The organism is Enterococcus sp. DIV0086 (assembly GCF_050498705.1).
GTDB lineage: Bacteria > Bacillota > Bacilli > Lactobacillales > Enterococcaceae > Enterococcus > Enterococcus faecalis.
On the sequence record NZ_JBNIDN010000001.1, the window covers coordinates 2001962 to 2019754 of the forward strand.

Genomic DNA, 17793 nt, shown 5'->3' on the forward strand with positions numbered 1-17793 from the left:
TATCCACAAATTAAATTTTCCTGTGAGTAGCTTGTGGATAGTTTTCCACATTTTTTTCTGTTCACAGCCATTTTTCCACTAGTTTTACACAAAAAAACAGCCTGTTAAAAAGTTTTGCACAGGTGTTTTTTTAGCTGTTGATAAGTTCTTGAAACATGATTGTGTCAAGCTTAATTATTCTCAACTTTTTGTGGATAACTCATTCAACAACCACTTTCTTCCGCAAGTGTCGACACCCTGTGGAAAACTTTTTTCACCCTTGTGTACTTTTTTTCCACATTGAACAATTGCTTGTGGAAAAAGTTTTAAAAAAATGCTAAAATCGACTATGCTCATTCTTTTAAGTTATCCACATTTTTTAGATAACCAAAATTTAAACATATAGGAGGTCACTGTATGCCCGACGTGGAAAGTTTTTGGCATAGCCTTGAAGAAGCCTATCAAGCGATTTTGTCGGCGCCAAGTTTTGATGCTTGGATTAAAACCACACGCCCTTTGAAATTAGACAACAATCAATTGTGGCTAGAAGTCCCTTCTGCAGTTCATCGTGATTACTGGGAAAAAAATCTTTCGGCAAAAATTGTCGAAACTGGATTTAAATTGACCGGTGCAGAAGTGATGCCCCATTTTGTTGTTGCCGATGAAAAAGACGCAGCACTGGCACAAGAACTCGAAGAACCTGCCGAAGAAGAAGTTGTTTTTAGTGAACAAAGTAAAAAAGCGATGCTTAATCCTAAGTACACTTTCGACACCTTTGTTATTGGTAAAGGAAACCAAATGGCGCACGCTGCAGCGCTTGTTGTTGCCGAGGATCCTGGTTCGATTTACAATCCCCTTTTCTTCTATGGTGGTGTAGGGTTAGGGAAAACCCATTTGATGCATGCTATTGGTCATCAAATGTTAGTGAATCAACCAGATGCCAAAGTCAAATATGTTAGTAGCGAAACGTTTACGAATGAATTTATCAACTCAATTCAAACAAAGACATCCGAACAATTTCGGAAAGAATATCGCAATGTTGACTTATTATTAGTCGATGATATTCAATTTTTGGCGGAAAAAGAAGCAACATTGGAAGAATTTTTCCATACCTTCAACGATCTTTACAATGAAAATAAACAAATTGTTTTAACAAGTGATCGCCCGCCGAATGATATTCCAAAATTACCTGAACGATTAGTTTCTCGCTTTGCTTGGGGTTTGTCTGTCGATATCACCCCGCCTGATTTAGAAACACGGATTGCAATTTTGCGCAAAAAAGCAGATGCCGAGCGTTTAGAAATTCCGGATGATACACTAAGTTATATCGCTGGTCAAATTGATTCCAACATCCGTGAATTAGAGGGTGCTTTGGTCCGCGTTCAAGCCTTTGCAACTATTAATGGAGAAGATATTACCACTAGTTTAGCGGCGGACGCCTTGAAATCTCTAAAATCAGTTGGTAGTAAAAATCAATTGTCCATTTTACAAATTCAAGAAGAAGTATCCAAATATTATCATGTGCCTCTTAAAGATTTAAAAGGGAAAAAACGGGTGAAAACAATTGTGGTTCCTCGTCAAATCTCAATGTATCTTGCTAGAGAAATGACCGACAATTCCTTGCCAAAAATTGGTGCCGAATTTGGCGGCAAAGATCATACAACGGTGATTCATGCGCACGAAAAGATTCAGCAATTATTGGAAAAAGATCCAGCGATTCAAAAAGAAGTCAGTGAAATTAAAAATTTATTGAACTCTTAGGATGTGGAAAACTAAACAAAAAAGAACAAAGTTATCCACAACTTATACACAAGTGGATAACTTAGTAAAATCAATGCTCTTTTGACTTTTCCACAGAATCAACATGCCCTATTACTTTTATTATTTATTTATATATAATATACAAAACAGTGGCGTACAAAATTAGAACGTATTGAAAATACTTAAAAAGGAGTTTACATTATGAAATTAACGGTCAAACGAAGTGTCTTTTTACAAGAATTACAAACTGTTCAACGAGCAATTTCTTCTAAAACAACGATTCCAATCTTAACAGGTGTTAAAATTGTGTTATCAGAAGATGGCTTATCACTTACTGGGAGTAACGCGGATATTTCAATTGAAAGTTTTTTAAGTAAAGATGATGAAAAAGCTCAAATGACCATTGAACGCACAGGTAGCATCGTTTTACAATCTCGTTTCTTTGGCGAAATTATTCGTAAATTACCAGAAGATATGTTCACAATGGAAGTTCTAGATAACAATCAAGTTGCAATTACTTCAGGAAAAGCTGATTTTACGGTTAATGGATTAGATGCGGATAATTATCCGCACTTACCAGTAATTGATACTCAAAACCAAATGAAATTACCTGTTCATTTATTGACAAAAATTATTAGTGAAACAGGTTTTGCTGTATCAATGCACGAAAGTCGTCCAATTTTAACTGGGGTTCACTTTATTTTAGAAAATCAAAAATTACTTGCCGTTGCGACAGATTCACATCGTTTAAGTCAACGTGTGATCCCGACAGAACAAGCAGTAGAAGACTTTAACATTGTAATTCCAGGAAAAAGTTTAACTGAACTTTCTCGTTCATTAACCAATGAAGAAGAAATGGTTGAAATCAGCATTATGGAAAACCAAGTGCTATTTAAAACAGAAACAATGTACTTCTATTCTCGTTTGTTAGAAGGAAATTATCCTGATACCAACCGTTTAATTCCAACTAGCCATAACACGCAAATTGAATTTTATGTACCAGAATTGCTTTCAGCAATCGAACGTGCCTCTTTACTTTCTCATGAAGGACGTAACAATATTGTTCGCCTTTCAATTTCACCAGATTCTGTTGTTTTATATGGAAATTCACCTGAAATTGGAAAAGTCGAAGAAGCTTTAAACTATGAAAATGTTTCTGGTGAAGCGTTGGATATTTCTTTCAACCCAGATTATATGAAAGATGCGTTGCGAGCGTTTGGCGATATGAATATTACCGTGAAATTCCTTTCTCCAATTCGTCCGTTTACATTGGAGCCAACCGAAACAGAACTAGATTTCATTCAACTAATTACACCGGTTCGTACAAATTAATCATGTTTAAAAAAGACCTTCGGAAAATCACTATGATCGCCGAAGGTTCTTTTTTGTCGTCTGTTTAAAGCCGATAAACGCTGCTAGATAAGCTTTTTAAAACTAGAATAGCTTTTACGCTAATATGATTGTGAATGTTTGAACTATCGTTTGACGAATAAATTCTGCCTTTTTTTTCGTGGATAAAGAAAAAAGCCCTTTAATTTTTCGTTTAAGGGCTGTTCATTTTTTTATGAATATTTCCTAGTGAAAGAAGTTCACGTTGCTTAAAACGACGCTCAGGCCTCTACAAGCTACTTTTCTTCATTGCGCGCCCTCTTCGTTTGTCTTTGAGTTACCCCTAATTGTTTTTTAGTTAAACGCTACTCGTCATTTCTGCCAAATCAGGCCCCTTTTTTCTCAAGAAAATATCAATTTCCGTTTTAAAATGCTTTTTAAGAGTTTTTTTATCCTAATAATATTTTCGGTCATTTAGAATTAAAATTGCTTAGAATGAAAATTAGACAGATAAATTTGTTTTCTCTTATGAAAAAGGGTATAATATATATGAGAACGTATTAGAAAAAAGAGGGATGCACATTGAAAAAAACGTTTGTTTTAGCAACTGAGTATATAACGCTTGGTCAGTTTCTTAAAGAAATCAACGTCATTGGTAGTGGCGGCCAAGCCAAATGGTATTTGGCAGATAATAGCGTGTTTGTTGATGGCGAGTTGGAAAATCGTCGCGGACGGAAACTTTATGCGGGCATGATGATTGAGATACCTGAAGAAGGTACTTTTTTTATGGTGAAAAACGGAAACGAGTCCGACGATGCGGCTGAATGAGCTGACACTTCAGCATTATCGTAATTATGAAACAGTCAGCTTAGATTTTCCAAAAACGTTAAATCTTTTTTTAGGCGAAAACGCCCAAGGAAAAACCAACTTGTTAGAAAGCATTTATGTTCTAGCAATGACACGAAGTCATCGAACCAGCAATGAAAAAGAATTAATTGGCTGGGAACAAGCAGCAGCTAAAATTAGCGGTGTGGTTGAAAAAAAGACAGGCACCGTGCCGTTGGAAATTTTAATTTCCAACAAAGGACGTAAAACCAAGGTTAATCACATTGAGCAAAAAAGGCTCAGTGCGTACATTGGGCAACTGAATGTTATTTTATTTGCCCCAGAAGATTTATCTTTGGTGAAAGGCTCACCTCAAGTCCGCCGGAAATTTATTGACATGGAACTCGGACAAGTGAGTCCTATTTATCTTTATGATCTTGTCCAATATCAGTCTGTTTTAAAGCAACGGAACCAATACCTAAAACAACTAGCTGAAAAGAAACAAACAGATACTGTTTATCTGGATATTTTGACAGAGCAGCTAGCTGAATTTGGCGGGAAAGTTCTATACGCTCGGTTAGGTTTTCTTAAAAAATTAGAACACTGGGCAAACTTACTCCATCAAAAAATTAGTCATGGACGCGAAACGCTCACCATTGACTACGCATCAAGCATCCCAATTGACAACACGGATCTTTCCTTAGAAGCACTTCAAAATCAATTGCTCCAACAATTAATGAACAATCGTAAGCGTGAATTGTTTAAAGCGAATACTTTTTTAGGCCCTCATCGTGACGATTTGCTATTTATTGTCAATGGTCAAAATGTTCAAACGTATGGCTCACAAGGCCAACAACGAACGACAGCTTTAAGTATTAAATTGGCAGAGATTGATTTGATGCATTCAGAAACAGGAGAATATCCTGTGTTATTACTAGATGATGTCATGAGTGAATTAGATAATGAACGTCAAATTCACTTGTTAGAAACGATTGAAGGCAAAGTTCAAACGTTCTTAACGACAACTAGTTTAGATCACATAAAAGACAAGCTAACAGTTGAACCAGATATTTTTTATGTTCAACAAGGCAAGATAGAAAGGAATTCAGCGACATGACAGAAGAAGAAAAAAACATGAGAGAACGTGCGCAAGAATATGACGCTAGTCAGATTCAAGTTTTGGAGGGCTTAGAAGCTGTCCGGAAACGTCCTGGTATGTACATAGGTTCTACTAGTGGCGAAGGGTTACACCACTTAGTATGGGAAATCGTTGACAACTCTATCGACGAAGCCTTAGCAGGATTTGCTAAATCAATTCAAGTAATTATCGAACCAGACGATAGTATTACTGTTATCGATGATGGTCGTGGAATTCCAGTCGGGATTCAAGCCAAAACAGGTCGCCCAGCTGTGGAAACAGTGTTTACAGTGCTACATGCCGGCGGGAAATTTGGCGGTGGCGGCTATAAAGTATCAGGTGGCTTGCACGGTGTTGGTTCCTCTGTTGTTAATGCTTTATCGACCAGTTTAGATGTTCGTGTTTATAAAGATGGCAAAGTGTATTACCAAGAATATCGTCGTGGTGCGGTTGTTGATGACCTAAAAGTTATCGAAGAAACGGATCGTCACGGAACTACTGTTCACTTTATTCCAGATCCTGAAATTTTTACAGAAACAACCGTTTATGATTTTGATAAATTAGCAACACGGGTTCGTGAATTAGCCTTTTTAAATCGAGGCTTACACATTTCAATTGAAGACCGTCGTGAAGGACAAGAAGATAAAAAAGAGTATCACTATGAAGGCGGGATTAAGAGTTATGTTGAGCATTTAAATGCCAATAAAGACGTTATTTTCCCAGAGCCAATCTTCATTGAGGGAGAGCAACAAGATATTACAGTGGAAGTGTCAATGCAGTATACAGATGGCTACCACTCAAATATTTTAAGTTTTGCCAACAATATTCATACTTATGAAGGCGGAACGCATGAATCTGGTTTTAAAACTTCTTTAACACGTGTGATTAATGACTATGCACGTAAACAAAAATTGATGAAAGAAAACGATGAAAAATTAACTGGGGAAGATGTTCGTGAAGGTTTAACCGCAGTGGTTTCCATCAAACATCCCGATCCTCAATTTGAAGGACAAACCAAAACGAAATTAGGGAACTCAGAAGTACGGACCGTTACGGATCGTTTATTCTCAGAATACTTTACAAAATTCTTAATGGAAAACCCAACAGTCGGCAAACAAATTGTCGAAAAAGGCATGTTGGCTTCAAAAGCTCGTTTAGCCGCTAAAAGAGCCCGTGAAGTCACCCGTCGTAAAGGCGCGTTAGAAATTAGCAACTTGCCAGGGAAGCTGGCTGATTGCTCAAGTAAAGATCCGGAAAAATGCGAATTATTTATCGTCGAAGGAGACTCGGCCGGCGGTTCAGCAAAACAAGGCCGTAGCCGTGAATTCCAAGCCATTTTACCAATTCGTGGGAAAATCTTGAATGTTGAGAAAGCCAGCATGGATAAAATTTTAGCCAATGAAGAAATTCGGTCATTATTTACAGCTATGGGAACAGGCTTCGGCGAAGATTTCGATGTTTCTAAAGCACGTTATCACAAACTAGTGATTATGACCGATGCCGATGTCGATGGTGCGCATATTCGAACGTTGTTATTAACCTTGTTCTATCGCTTCATGCGGCCAATTGTTGAAGCTGGTTATGTGTATATTGCCCAACCACCACTATATGGTGTGAAACAAGGGAAAAACATCACCTACGTTCAACCGGGCAAACATGCTGAAGAAGAACTAGCAAAAGTGTTAGAAGAATTACCTGCTTCACCAAAACCAAGTGTTCAACGTTACAAAGGGTTGGGTGAAATGGATGATCACCAACTTTGGGAAACAACAATGGACCCAGAAAAACGATTAATGGCGCGAGTGAGTGTCGATGATGCCATTGAAGCTGACCAAATTTTTGAAATGCTAATGGGCGATCGTGTGGAACCACGTCGTGCGTTTATCGAAGAAAATGCCCATTACGTGAAAAATTTGGATATTTAATGTGTCGCAACGTTGTAAGAGACGCTAGAACATATATTTAGAGGGGAAAAAATTCATGAGTGAAGAAATTAAAGAAAACATTCAAGACGTCAATCTGACCAGCGAAATGAAAGAATCTTTCATTGACTACGCAATGAGTGTTATCGTAGCCCGCGCGTTACCTGACGTTCGTGACGGTTTAAAACCTGTTCATCGCCGAATCTTATATGGAATGAACGAATTAGGGGTAACCCCTGATAAACCACACAAAAAATCAGCCCGGATTGTTGGGGATGTTATGGGTAAATATCACCCCCATGGGGACAGTGCGATTTACGAATCAATGGTGCGGATGGCACAACCTTTTAGTTATCGGGCTATGTTAGTTGACGGCCACGGAAACTTCGGTTCTGTCGATGGTGACGGCGCTGCCGCTATGCGTTATACCGAAGCACGTATGAGTAAAATTGCTTTAGAAATGCTACGAGATATTAACAAAAATACAGTCGATTTCCAAGGAAACTATGATGATTCAGAACAAGAACCAGTAGTCTTACCTGCTCGTTTTCCAAACTTACTAGTTAACGGAACAACGGGGATTGCGGTGGGGATGGCAACAAATATTCCACCACACAATTTAAGTGAAGTGATTGATGCAACAAGTTTATTGATGGACAATCCTGATGTAACGACGAATGAATTGATGGAAGTGTTACCTGGACCAGATTTTCCAACAGGCGGTTTAGTGATGGGAAAATCAGGGATTCGCCGAGCATATGAAACAGGGAAAGGTTCGATTACTGTTCGTGCAAAAGTTGAATTGACTGAAATGCCGAATGGAAAAGAACGTATTTTAGTAACTGAATTGCCTTATATGGTGAATAAAGCCAAATTAATCGAACGAATTTCTGAATTACACAGAGATAAACGAATTGAAGGAATTACCGATTTGCGGGATGAATCTTCTCGTGAAGGCATGCGGATCGTCATCGATGTTCGTCGAGATGTGAGTGCCTCTGTTGTGTTAAACAACTTGTACAAAATGACTGCCTTACAAACATCTTTTGGTTTTAACATGTTAGCCATCGAAAAAGGCGTACCGAAAATTTTAAGCTTGAAACGTATTTTAGAAAACTACGTCGAGCATCAAAAAGAAGTCATTACTCGCCGGACGATTTTTGACAAAAACAAAGCAGAAGCACGGGCGCATATTTTAGAAGGTCTACGAATTGCCTTAGATCATATCGATGAAATCATTGCCATTATTCGTGGATCACAATCAGATGACGAAGCAAAAGCAACGTTAATTGAACGCTTTGAATTTTCAGATCGTCAAGCGCAAGCGATTTTAGATATGCGTTTACGCCGTTTAACAGGCTTAGAACGCGACAAAATTGAAAATGAATATCAAGAGCTGTTGAAATTCATTGCGGACTTAGAGGACATTTTAGCCCGCCCAGAACGTGTCATTGAAATCATTAAAACAGAGTTAAATGACGTTCGCACAAAATTTGGTGATGCACGACGCACAGAATTATTAGTAGGTGAAGTCTTAAGTCTTGAAGATGAAGATTTAATCGAAGAAGAAGAAGTCGTGATTACATTAACCAATAACGGCTACATTAAGCGGATGGCAAACTCCGAATTCCGGGCGCAACGCCGCGGCGGACGTGGTGTCCAAGGCATGGGCGTTCATGATGATGATTTCGTGAAAAACCTAGTTTCTTGTTCAACACACGACACGTTATTATTCTTTACGAACACTGGGAAAGTTTACCGAGCAAAAGGTTACGAAATCCCTGAATACGGTAGAACAGCAAAAGGAATTCCAGTAATTAACTTACTGGGAATTGATTCTGCAGAAAAAATTCAAGCGATTATTTCTGTTGAGGGCAAAGCGGAAGCAGGTAAATACTTGTTCTTCACAACCTTAAAAGGAACCGTCAAACGGACAGCCGTAACAGCCTTTTCTAATATCCGTAGTAATGGATTAATCGCCATTAGCTTAAAAGAAGATGATGAGTTAGTTAACGTAGTAACGACTAATGGCAATCAGAAGATGATTATCGGAACACATGCAGGATACTCTGTCACATTTGATGAAAATACTGTACGTGATATGGGCCGGACAGCATCAGGCGTTCGGGGAATCCGTCTCCGCGAAAATGATTATGTGGTCGGCGCAGCGATTCTGGATGAAAATAAAGAAGTCCTAGTCATTACTGAAAATGGTTATGGTAAGCGTACAAAAGCTTCTGAATATCCAGTTAAAGGACGTGGCGGTAAAGGGATTAAGACAGCAAATATCACTGAGAAAAATGGTCCATTAGCTGGTTTAACCACGGTCAATGGGGATGAAGATATCTTGTTGATTACGAACAAAGGCGTCATTATCCGCTTTAACGTAGATTCTGTTTCTCAAACAGGACGCGCAACATTAGGGGTTCGTTTAATGAGAATGGAAGATGGTGCCAAAGTGGTAACAATGGCCGTTGTAGAACCAGAAGAAGTGGAAGAAGAAATTGTTGAAGTTGTAGAAACAACAGAAAACGAAACAACATCAGAAACAGAAGAATAACATAAAAAAGTTTCGCCAGTTGGCGAAACTTTTTTATTGGGGCTTTTCAAAACTATTTCTTGCTTTTGTCCATCAATTAGCATATAATTAGAGATTGTGAACTACCTTTTTAGGTATGTTCTCCTTGCTCTTAGCCAACTAAGAGCCTTGAAGTCCATAGGGAGGTGAAAATCAATGAGTCAAGATACGAAGTACGAAATCATGTACATTATTCGTCCGAACATTGATGAAGAAGCAAAAACTGCTTTAGTAGAACGTTTCGACACAATCTTAAAAGATAACGGAGCAGAAGTTATCGAATCTAAAGATTGGGAAAAACGCCGCTTAGCATATGAAATGAACGGATTCCGTGAAGGCATCTATCATATCGTTAATGTTACTTCTCCATCAACAGCTGGCGCAATCAACGAGTTTGATCGTTTAGCAAAAATCAATGACGATATTATCCGTCATATGATCGTGAAGGTAGAAGCATAATTTGTTTCACATGAAACATTTATTGACGAAAGGAGATGTTTTGAATGATTAATAACGTTGTATTAGTCGGAAGATTGACAAAAGATCCTGACTTACGTTACACCGCTAGTGGTTCAGCTGTTGCGACCTTTACACTTGCTGTAAACCGTAACTTTACGAATCAAAATGGTGACCGTGAAGCAGACTTTATCAACTGTGTGATTTGGCGTAAACCCGCAGAAACAATGGCTAATTATGCCCGTAAAGGTACATTATTAGGTGTTGTCGGAAGAATTCAAACTCGTAACTACGAGAACCAACAAGGTCAACGTGTCTACGTAACTGAAGTGGTTTGTGAAAACTTCCAATTGTTAGAATCTCGTTCTGCTTCAGAACAAAGAGGAACTGGCGGCGGTAGCTTTAATAACAACGAAAATGGTTATCAATCACAAAATCGTAGCTTTGGTAATAACAATGCCGGTTCTGGATTTAATAACAACAACAATAGTTTCAATCCATCATCTTCTCAGTCGCAAAACAATAACGGTATGCCTGATTTCGATAAAGATTCTGATCCATTTGGTGGCTCAGGTTCATCTATCGACATTTCAGATGATGATTTACCATTCTAAACGAATTTGATAGGAGGGAACAAGAATGGCACAACAAAGAAGAGGCGGACGTAAACGTCGGAAAGTCGACTACATCGCAGCAAACCACATCGAATACATCGATTATAAAGATACTGAATTGTTAAAACGATTCATTTCAGAACGTGGCAAAATTTTACCACGTCGTGTTACAGGTACTGGCGCTAAAAACCAACGTAAATTAACGATTGCTATTAAACGCGCACGTATCATGGGATTATTACCATTCGTTAGTGACGAACAATAATTTTATGACAATTTCCAGAACCAAAGAGCTTGCTCTTTGGTTCTTTTTTATCTTGACTAGTGTTTCACGTGAAACATAACAAGGTTCGCAGAATGAAGTGTTTTGTGATAAAATAAGGGATGAAATAACTAGTGAATCACCAGAGCAATACGCTCGTTGGAACAAGTCGCCTCAAAGGTCTGCAGAAAGATTGGAGGCAAAAAAATGCAAAAGAAGAGAATTCAAAAAAACGGTTTCTTAATTGTTGTGGGTCTTCTCTTAGTAGAATTTCTCCTCTATTTCTTACTAACAAATAAATGGCTGCTATTGGCGGTAATTATCGCATTAGATATCTTTCTCTTAGTGGTTATTCGGCTGTTGATTAGAGATGTAGAAATTACGAACGTAGAAAAGATTCAAGAAGCAAGTTCCATTGCTGAACAATCGTTGGATTATGTTGTGAATGAAGTACCTGTGGGGATTATTACGTATAACGGGGAAACACGCGCGGTAGAATGGCTTAATCCTTATGCTGCTTCTATTTTTAATAAAGACAATAAGCTAACGTTAACCGCTAGCCAAGTTACGTCTTATTTAGAATTAGCAGAACGAAACCAAGATATTTTTACGATTGACGAAAATACCTATCGCTTTAGCGTCAATAAAGAACAGCATACAATTACTTTTGAAGATATCACTAAAGAAAGTAATTTGTATCAAGAAAAAGTCGAAATGCAAACGGCTATTGGCATTGTGTCTGTCGATAATTATGATGATGTCACCGATACAATGGATGAGAAAGAAATTTCTTATTTGAATAGTTTCATTACGACGATGGTTTCTGATTGGATGGACCAATACAAAGTTTTTTATAAGCGAATCAACGCAGAACGTTATTTTTTCATTGCCCAATGGGAAGATATTCAAAAAATGATGGACGAAAAATTTTCTATTTTGGATACGATCCGTAAGGAATCAGCTAACCATGAAGTAGCCATTACGTTAAGTATGGGGATTGCTTATGGGGGGCCAACCTTAGGTCAAACCGGGACCACGGCTCAAACGAACCTAGATACAGCTTTAGTACGTGGTGGTGATCAAGTGGTTGTAAAAGAAGCCAAAGATGAAGCGAAGCCGTTATTTTTTGGTGGAAAAACGGCAGTAACGACGAAACGTTCCCAAGTACGTTCTCGCGCAATGAGCATGGCAATTAAGGGAATTATTGCGGAATCTGCTGACATCTATATTATGGGCCATCGTTATCCAGATATGGATGCGTTAGGTTCAGCATTTGGTGTTGCTCGTTTAGCCTCGTTTAATAATCGAAAAGCGTGGATTGTTTTAGATGAAAATGAAATCATTCCCGATGTCAAAAGAGTGTTAGAGGCGATTAAAGAGTACCCAGAATTAGAAGAGAGCATTATTAGTCCTAAAGAGGCCATGAAGCGCAAGAAAGAAAGTAGCTTATTAGTTATGGTAGACTACCATAAACCGTCTCTATCGATCTCACAAGAGCTCTATGAGCGTTTTGATAAAGTGGTAATCATTGATCACCATCGACGAGGAGACGAATTTCCAGCAAAACCCTTGCTTTCTTATATTGAATCTTCTGCCTCTTCTGCTTCAGAATTAGTCACAGAATTGATCGAATACCAAAGTAATAGCGCAAATAAACTGCAGGCCTTTGAAGCAACCATGATGTTGGCGGGAATTGTGGTTGATACGAAAAGTTTCAATACACGAACGACGGCGCGAACATTTGATGTGGCTAGTTATTTACGAACTTGTGGAGCAGACTCATCTTTAGTACAATATCTATTAAGTTCTGATCTTACAAGCTATCTGGAAATGAACAATTTAATCTCTAAAAGCGAATATGTCACAAAAGATACCGTCGTTGTTGCAGGGAGTGAAGACAAAGAATATGATAGTGTCACAGCTGCCAAAACAGCGGACACATTACTTTCTATGGCAGGGATTAATGCAGCATTTGTCATTACCAGGCGGACGGATCAACAGATTGGCATTAGTGCTCGGAGTAATGGTTCAATTAATGTCCAAATTATTATGGAAAATTTAGGTGGTGGCGGTCACTTTACTAATGCGGCAGTACAATTATCAAACGTAACAGTAGCAGAAGTAAAAGAGCAACTACTTGATGTAATTCGTCAAAATATTAATGAAATGTATGAACAGGAGTGAAGGAAATGAAAGTCATTTTTTTACAAGACGTTAAAGGAAAAGGAAAAAAAGGGGACGTAAAAGAAGTGCCAACTGGTTACGCCCAAAACTTTTTAATTAAAAATGGTTATGCGAAAGAAGCCAATAAAGGGAGCATGAGTGCGTTAGCGGGTCAAAAGAAAGCCCAAGAAAAACATGAAGCAGAAGTTTTAGCACAAGCAAAAGAAATGCAAGCCTTTTTAGAAGATGAAAAGACTGTTGTAGAGATCAAGGCAAAAGCTGGAGAAGACAGCCGTTTATTTGGCTCAATTCCTTCAAAACAAATTGCAGAAGCCTTAAACAAACAATACAATGTAAAATTGGATAAACGCAAAATCGAATTAGCCAACCCAATTCGTTCTCTAGGTTACACTAACGTACCAGTCAAACTACATCATGAAGTTACAGCGAAAATTAAGGTTCATGTCGTAGCGGAATAATACAATCGATAAAAAAGAAGCCGATTTCTCCGGCTTCTTTTTTATGCCTAATAAATTACTCGAATTATTTTTATAATATTTAAAAATCAAATAAACAACACTTTAAATTAACAAAAGTATTATATTTTTATTATTTGTATATTTTTTAAAATTGGAAAGTGAACTAAAAATAAAGAAATCAGCAGAGAAAAAATGTACTTTTTTTAATGAAATTGTGTTAAAATGGATAGACTAAATGAACCAGAAAGTAAGACATCGTGGGAGAGAACAAAATGAATGAATTATTGCAAGATAGGGTACCGCCACAAAATATTGAAGCGGAACAAGCCGTTTTAGGTTCTATTTTCTTAGATGCAGATGTGCTAATAGAAGCGATGGAATATGTGGAACCTAAAGATTTCTATCGTCGTAGTCATCAGTTGATTTTCCAAACGATGATGACCTTAAGCGACCGAAATGAAGCGATTGATGTGGTAACAATCAAAGATCGCCTAGAACAAGAGAATTTGTTAGAAGATGTTGGTGGACTAAGTTATCTGTCAGATTTAGCTTTAGCTGTACCGACAGCTGCCAATGTCATTTATTATGCAAAAATTGTTGAACAAAAATCGTTGCTGCGCAACTTAATCCAAACCGCTACAGAGATTGTAACTAAAGGCTTTGAGCAAGGTGAAGATGTTGAATCTATTTTGGATGATGCAGAACGAAGCATTTTAGAAGTCTCCGAAAAGCGGAATCGTAGTGGCTTTTTATCAATTTCAGATGTTCTAAATACAACTATTGCGAATATTGACCAATTATACCAAAATGATGAAGAGATTACTGGTTTACCTACAGGCTATCAAGCATTGGATAAAATGACTGCCGGCTTGCAAGCGGAAGAGCTAATTATTTTAGCGGCCCGTCCAGCGGTAGGGAAAACCGCTTTTGCATTAAATATTGCCCAAAATGTCGGCACCAAAACAGATAAAGCTGTCGCTATTTTTAGTTTAGAAATGGGGGCAGAATCATTAGTGAACCGGATGCTTTGTGCAGAAGGATCCATTGAGGCCAGCCATTTAAGAACAGGGCAATTATCTGAAGAAGAATGGCAAAACTTAATTATTGCGATGGGTAGTTTGTCCCGTGCGAATATCTATATTGATGACACACCAGGGATTAAAATTACCGAAATTCGTGCGAAATGCCGTAAATTAGCACAAGAAAAAGGCAACTTAGGTCTAATTTTGATCGACTACCTACAATTGATTGAAGGAACTGGAAAAGAGAACCGCCAACAGGAGGTTTCTGATATTTCACGTCAATTAAAAAAATTAGCGAAAGAATTAAAAGTCCCGGTTATCGCTTTGTCACAGCTTTCTCGTGGCGTGGAACAACGTCAAGATAAACGTCCTGTGTTAAGTGATATTCGTGAGTCAGGTTCCATTGAGCAAGATGCCGATATCGTTGCCTTTCTTTATCGTGATGATTACTATGATCGTGGTGAAGGAGAAGACGGCGATCATGAGCCACCAGAAGTTGACAATGTTGTAGAAGTCATCATTGAGAAAAACCGTAGTGGTGCGCGTGGAACGGTCGAATTACTTTTCATTAAAGAATATAATAAATTTTCTTCGCTTTCGCCGAGGACAGAATTTTAAAAAACGAACTCATTTTTTGAGTTCGTTTTTTTGCTTATTAAGGGATTAAAATCAGAGAGTAAAACACGAACAATATTCGTATATTTTATTATTTTACAAAAACATAGCTAAAAATGTTCGTATTTTTGACAGAAACGCTTTTGATTGTGAAAGAATATTCGATTTTTACCCTTGAAAGGGACTGGTTTTACTGGTACAATGATTCAGGACAAAAAAATTATGAACGAGGTGTTCGAATGTCATCAGTAGTAGTTGTTGGAACGCAATGGGGCGACGAAGGTAAAGGAAAAATTACAGACTTTCTAAGTGAAAACGCAGAAGTGATCGCTCGTTACCAAGGCGGAGATAACGCCGGACATACCATTAAATTCGACGGCGTAACGTATAAATTACATTTAATTCCTTCAGGGATTTTCTATAAAGAAAAAATTAGTGTAATTGGTAACGGCGTAGTTGTGAATCCAAAATCTTTAGTAAAAGAATTAGCTTATTTAAAAGAAAATAATGTTGCCACTGATAATTTACGTATTTCAGATCGTGCCCATGTCATCTTGCCGTATCATATTAAATTGGATCAATTGCAAGAAGATGCGAAAGGTGAAAACAAGATTGGGACAACGATTAAAGGAATTGGCCCAGCCTACATGGATAAAGCAGCACGGGTGGGAATCCGTATCGCTGATTTATTGGATAAAGAAATTTTTGCGGAACGTTTGCAAATCAACTTAGAAGAAAAAAATCGTCAATTCGTTAAAATGTTTGATAGCGAAGCCATTGAATTTGATGATATTTTTGAAGAATACTATGAATACGGACAACAAATTAAACAATATGTTACAGATACTTCGGTTATTTTAAACGATGCATTAGATGCTGGAAAACGGGTTTTATTTGAAGGGGCACAAGGTGTCATGTTGGATATCGATCAAGGAACCTATCCATTTGTTACTTCCTCTAATCCAGTAGCTGGTGGCGTAACTATCGGTAGTGGCGTTGGTCCATCAAAAATTAATAAAGTGGTTGGTGTCTGCAAAGCGTACACTTCACGTGTCGGTGACGGCCCATTCCCAACAGAATTATTTGATGAAACAGGAGAAACCATTCGTCGTGTCGGTAAAGAATACGGAACAACAACAGGACGTCCGCGTCGTGTCGGTTGGTTTGATTCAGTAGTTATGCGTCATTCAAAACGTGTATCAGGGATTACGAACTTGTCATTAAACTCGATTGACGTGTTAAGTGGTTTAGAAACGGTGAAAATTTGTACAGCTTATGAACTTGATGGTGAATTAATTTATCATTATCCAGCAAGCTTGAAAGAATTAAGCCGCTGTAAACCAGTTTATGAAGAATTACCAGGTTGGTCTGAAGATATCACTGGTTGCAAAACTTTAGCTGATTTACCAGCTAATGCTCGTAACTATGTGCATCGGATTTCAGAATTAGTTGGTGTGCGCATTTCAACATTCTCTGTAGGTCCAGACCGTAACCAAACGAACGTTTTAGAAAGCGTTTGGGCACAAATTTAAGCAGATTTTTAAGGGAACGTAAAGGATGGCTTATGCCAGTTCAGCCTTTACGTTCTTTTTTAATTTTATATAAAAATGAAAAACTATGGTAAAATAAAAGAAAACATGAAGGGGGCAATTGTCCGTGAATTATCAATTAGTGACAGATTCTTGTTGTGACTTGCCGTATACATACTTAAAAGAAAACCAAGTACCTTTTATTAGCATGAATATTCAAATTGACGGGAAAGAATATCGCGATGATTTAGGTGAAACGTTTGATTATCAGAACTTCTTAACGGCTATTAAAAATGGAAGTATGCCCACTACCTCTCAAGTTAATGTAGGACGCTACAATGAATTTTTCCGTCCTTTTGTGGAGCAAGGGTTACCGGTGATTTATTTAGCTTTTTCATCTGGGTTAAGTGGCTCTTATCAAAGTGCGTTGCAATCAGTAGAGATGTTAAAAGAAGAGTATGATAATGTAGAAATTCATATTATTGACACAAAAGCAGCTAGCTTAGGTCAAGGGATGTTAGTCCGAGAAGCCATTCGATTACAAATAGATGGTCATTCATTAGGAGAAGTTGTTGCCTATCTTGAAGAGCAAAAAATGAAACTTCATTCGTGGGTAACGGTAGATGATTTAAAACATTTAGAACGTGGCGGACGGATTTCTAAAACAGCGGCTGCACTTGGTGGCTTAATGAACATTAAACCAATTATTCGCGTGGATGCGGCAGGCAAACTAGCATCCGTTGGTAAAACTCGTGGACGAAACAAGTCCTTGCAAAAGATTGCGCAAGAAACGATTCAAGGCATTGTAGAGCCAATGAAACAAACACTGTTGATTGCATATGCGGGAACGAAAGATGACGCGGAAAAAGTCAAAGAATTAATTGAAAAAGAAATAGAGGTTAATGAGATACTGATTTATCCTCTAGGACCCACCATTACTAGTCATACTGGAATAGGTTGTATTGCTGTGTTTTCTTTTGGTGAAAAAAGAAAATAAAAGGTTATTCGCTTTTGTGTGTCCTGGTTTTTAGCCGTAGGTTTTTCAAGTTATCCTATCTTAATATAGTTTTTATTAAATAGTGTTTAACTGGTAACTGTCGTAGGTTCATTTGTACTAATAT

At 37.9% G+C, this 17793-nt stretch carries 14 protein-coding genes; all 14 read left to right on the forward strand.

The features are described 5' to 3' along the window. Window positions 1-396: 396 nt before the first annotated feature. The 14 genes from dnaA (at window position 397) to IGI63_RS09725 (ending at window position 17669) form a co-directional block, all read left to right on the forward strand. Complete coding sequence (gene dnaA, locus IGI63_RS09660; protein WP_002356013.1) at window positions 397-1740, forward strand: chromosomal replication initiator protein DnaA; 1344 nt, start codon at window positions 397-399, stop codon at window positions 1738-1740. 201 nt (window positions 1741-1941) lie between these two features. Then, complete coding sequence (gene dnaN, locus IGI63_RS09665) at window positions 1942-3072, forward strand: DNA polymerase III subunit beta (protein WP_002356014.1); 1131 nt, start codon at window positions 1942-1944, stop codon at window positions 3070-3072. 579 nt (window positions 3073-3651) lie between these two features. Further along, complete coding sequence (gene yaaA, locus IGI63_RS09670; protein WP_002356015.1) at window positions 3652-3897, forward strand: S4 domain-containing protein YaaA; 246 nt, start codon at window positions 3652-3654, stop codon at window positions 3895-3897. Beyond that, the gene (gene recF / locus IGI63_RS09675) at window positions 3884-5011 is read left to right on the forward strand and encodes a DNA replication/repair protein RecF (RefSeq protein WP_002356016.1); all 1128 of its coding nucleotides are present in this window, start codon (window positions 3884-3886) and stop codon (window positions 5009-5011) included. Before yaaA ends, recF begins: the two co-directional genes overlap by 14 nt. Then, window positions 5008-6957 (forward strand): DNA topoisomerase (ATP-hydrolyzing) subunit B, encoded by a 1950-nt coding sequence (gyrB, locus tag IGI63_RS09680; RefSeq protein ID WP_002359210.1) that lies wholly within the window; start codon window positions 5008-5010, stop codon window positions 6955-6957. Before recF ends, gyrB begins: the two co-directional genes overlap by 4 nt. 55 nt (window positions 6958-7012) lie before the next feature. Continuing rightward, window positions 7013-9514, forward strand: a complete 2502-nt coding sequence (gene gyrA, locus IGI63_RS09685) for a DNA gyrase subunit A (RefSeq protein ID WP_002361457.1) — start codon at window positions 7013-7015, stop codon at window positions 9512-9514. Between the two features lie 174 nt (window positions 9515-9688). After that, a complete protein-coding gene (gene rpsF, locus IGI63_RS09690) occupies window positions 9689-9991 on the forward strand; it encodes a 30S ribosomal protein S6 (protein WP_002356019.1) in 303 nt (100 codons plus the stop codon). A 44-nt stretch (window positions 9992-10035) separates the two neighbouring features. Then, entirely contained in the window at window positions 10036-10602 is a 567-nt protein-coding gene (gene ssb, locus IGI63_RS09695; RefSeq protein ID WP_002364599.1) for a single-stranded DNA-binding protein, read from the forward strand. Between the two features lie 25 nt (window positions 10603-10627). Next, a complete protein-coding gene (gene rpsR, locus IGI63_RS09700) occupies window positions 10628-10867 on the forward strand; it encodes a 30S ribosomal protein S18 (RefSeq protein ID WP_002356021.1) in 240 nt (79 codons plus the stop codon). 156 nt (window positions 10868-11023) lie between these two features. Continuing rightward, window positions 11024-13048: a DHH family phosphoesterase gene (locus IGI63_RS09705; RefSeq protein ID WP_429975733.1), complete on the forward strand. Its 2025-nt coding sequence runs from the start codon at window positions 11024-11026 to the stop codon at window positions 13046-13048. Window positions 13049-13053: 5 nt separating this feature from the next. Beyond that, the gene (gene rplI / locus IGI63_RS09710) at window positions 13054-13506 is read left to right on the forward strand and encodes a 50S ribosomal protein L9 (RefSeq protein ID WP_002356023.1); all 453 of its coding nucleotides are present in this window, start codon (window positions 13054-13056) and stop codon (window positions 13504-13506) included. A 272-nt stretch (window positions 13507-13778) separates the two neighbouring features. Beyond that, on the forward strand, window positions 13779-15146 hold the full coding sequence (gene dnaB, locus IGI63_RS09715) for a replicative DNA helicase (protein WP_002381331.1): 1368 nt from the start codon (window positions 13779-13781) through the stop codon (window positions 15144-15146). A 236-nt stretch (window positions 15147-15382) separates the two neighbouring features. Then, entirely contained in the window at window positions 15383-16675 is a 1293-nt protein-coding gene (locus IGI63_RS09720; RefSeq protein WP_002359213.1) for an adenylosuccinate synthase, read from the forward strand. Between the two features lie 124 nt (window positions 16676-16799). Further along, window positions 16800-17669: a DegV family protein gene (locus tag IGI63_RS09725; RefSeq protein ID WP_429975734.1), complete on the forward strand. Its 870-nt coding sequence runs from the start codon at window positions 16800-16802 to the stop codon at window positions 17667-17669. The last annotated feature ends 124 nt before the right edge of the window (window positions 17670-17793 follow it).

Coding starts and splice junctions, on each gene's coding strand:
- dnaB (WP_002381331.1), top strand. CDS start 13,779: ATGAATGAATTATTGCAAGATAGGGTACCGCCACAAAATATTGAAGCG.
- rplI (WP_002356023.1), top strand. CDS start 13,054: ATGAAAGTCATTTTTTTACAAGACGTTAAAGGAAAAGGAAAAAAAGGG.
- IGI63_RS09720 (WP_002359213.1), top strand. CDS start 15,383: ATGTCATCAGTAGTAGTTGTTGGAACGCAATGGGGCGACGAAGGTAAA.
- ssb (WP_002364599.1), top strand. CDS start 10,036: ATGATTAATAACGTTGTATTAGTCGGAAGATTGACAAAAGATCCTGAC.
- rpsF (WP_002356019.1), top strand. CDS start 9,689: ATGAGTCAAGATACGAAGTACGAAATCATGTACATTATTCGTCCGAAC.
- gyrB (WP_002359210.1), top strand. CDS start 5,008: ATGACAGAAGAAGAAAAAAACATGAGAGAACGTGCGCAAGAATATGAC.
- dnaN (WP_002356014.1), top strand. CDS start 1,942: ATGAAATTAACGGTCAAACGAAGTGTCTTTTTACAAGAATTACAAACT.
- recF (WP_002356016.1), top strand. CDS start 3,884: ATGCGGCTGAATGAGCTGACACTTCAGCATTATCGTAATTATGAAACA.
- dnaA (WP_002356013.1), top strand. CDS start 397: ATGCCCGACGTGGAAAGTTTTTGGCATAGCCTTGAAGAAGCCTATCAA.
- rpsR (WP_002356021.1), top strand. CDS start 10,628: ATGGCACAACAAAGAAGAGGCGGACGTAAACGTCGGAAAGTCGACTAC.
- gyrA (WP_002361457.1), top strand. CDS start 7,013: ATGAGTGAAGAAATTAAAGAAAACATTCAAGACGTCAATCTGACCAGC.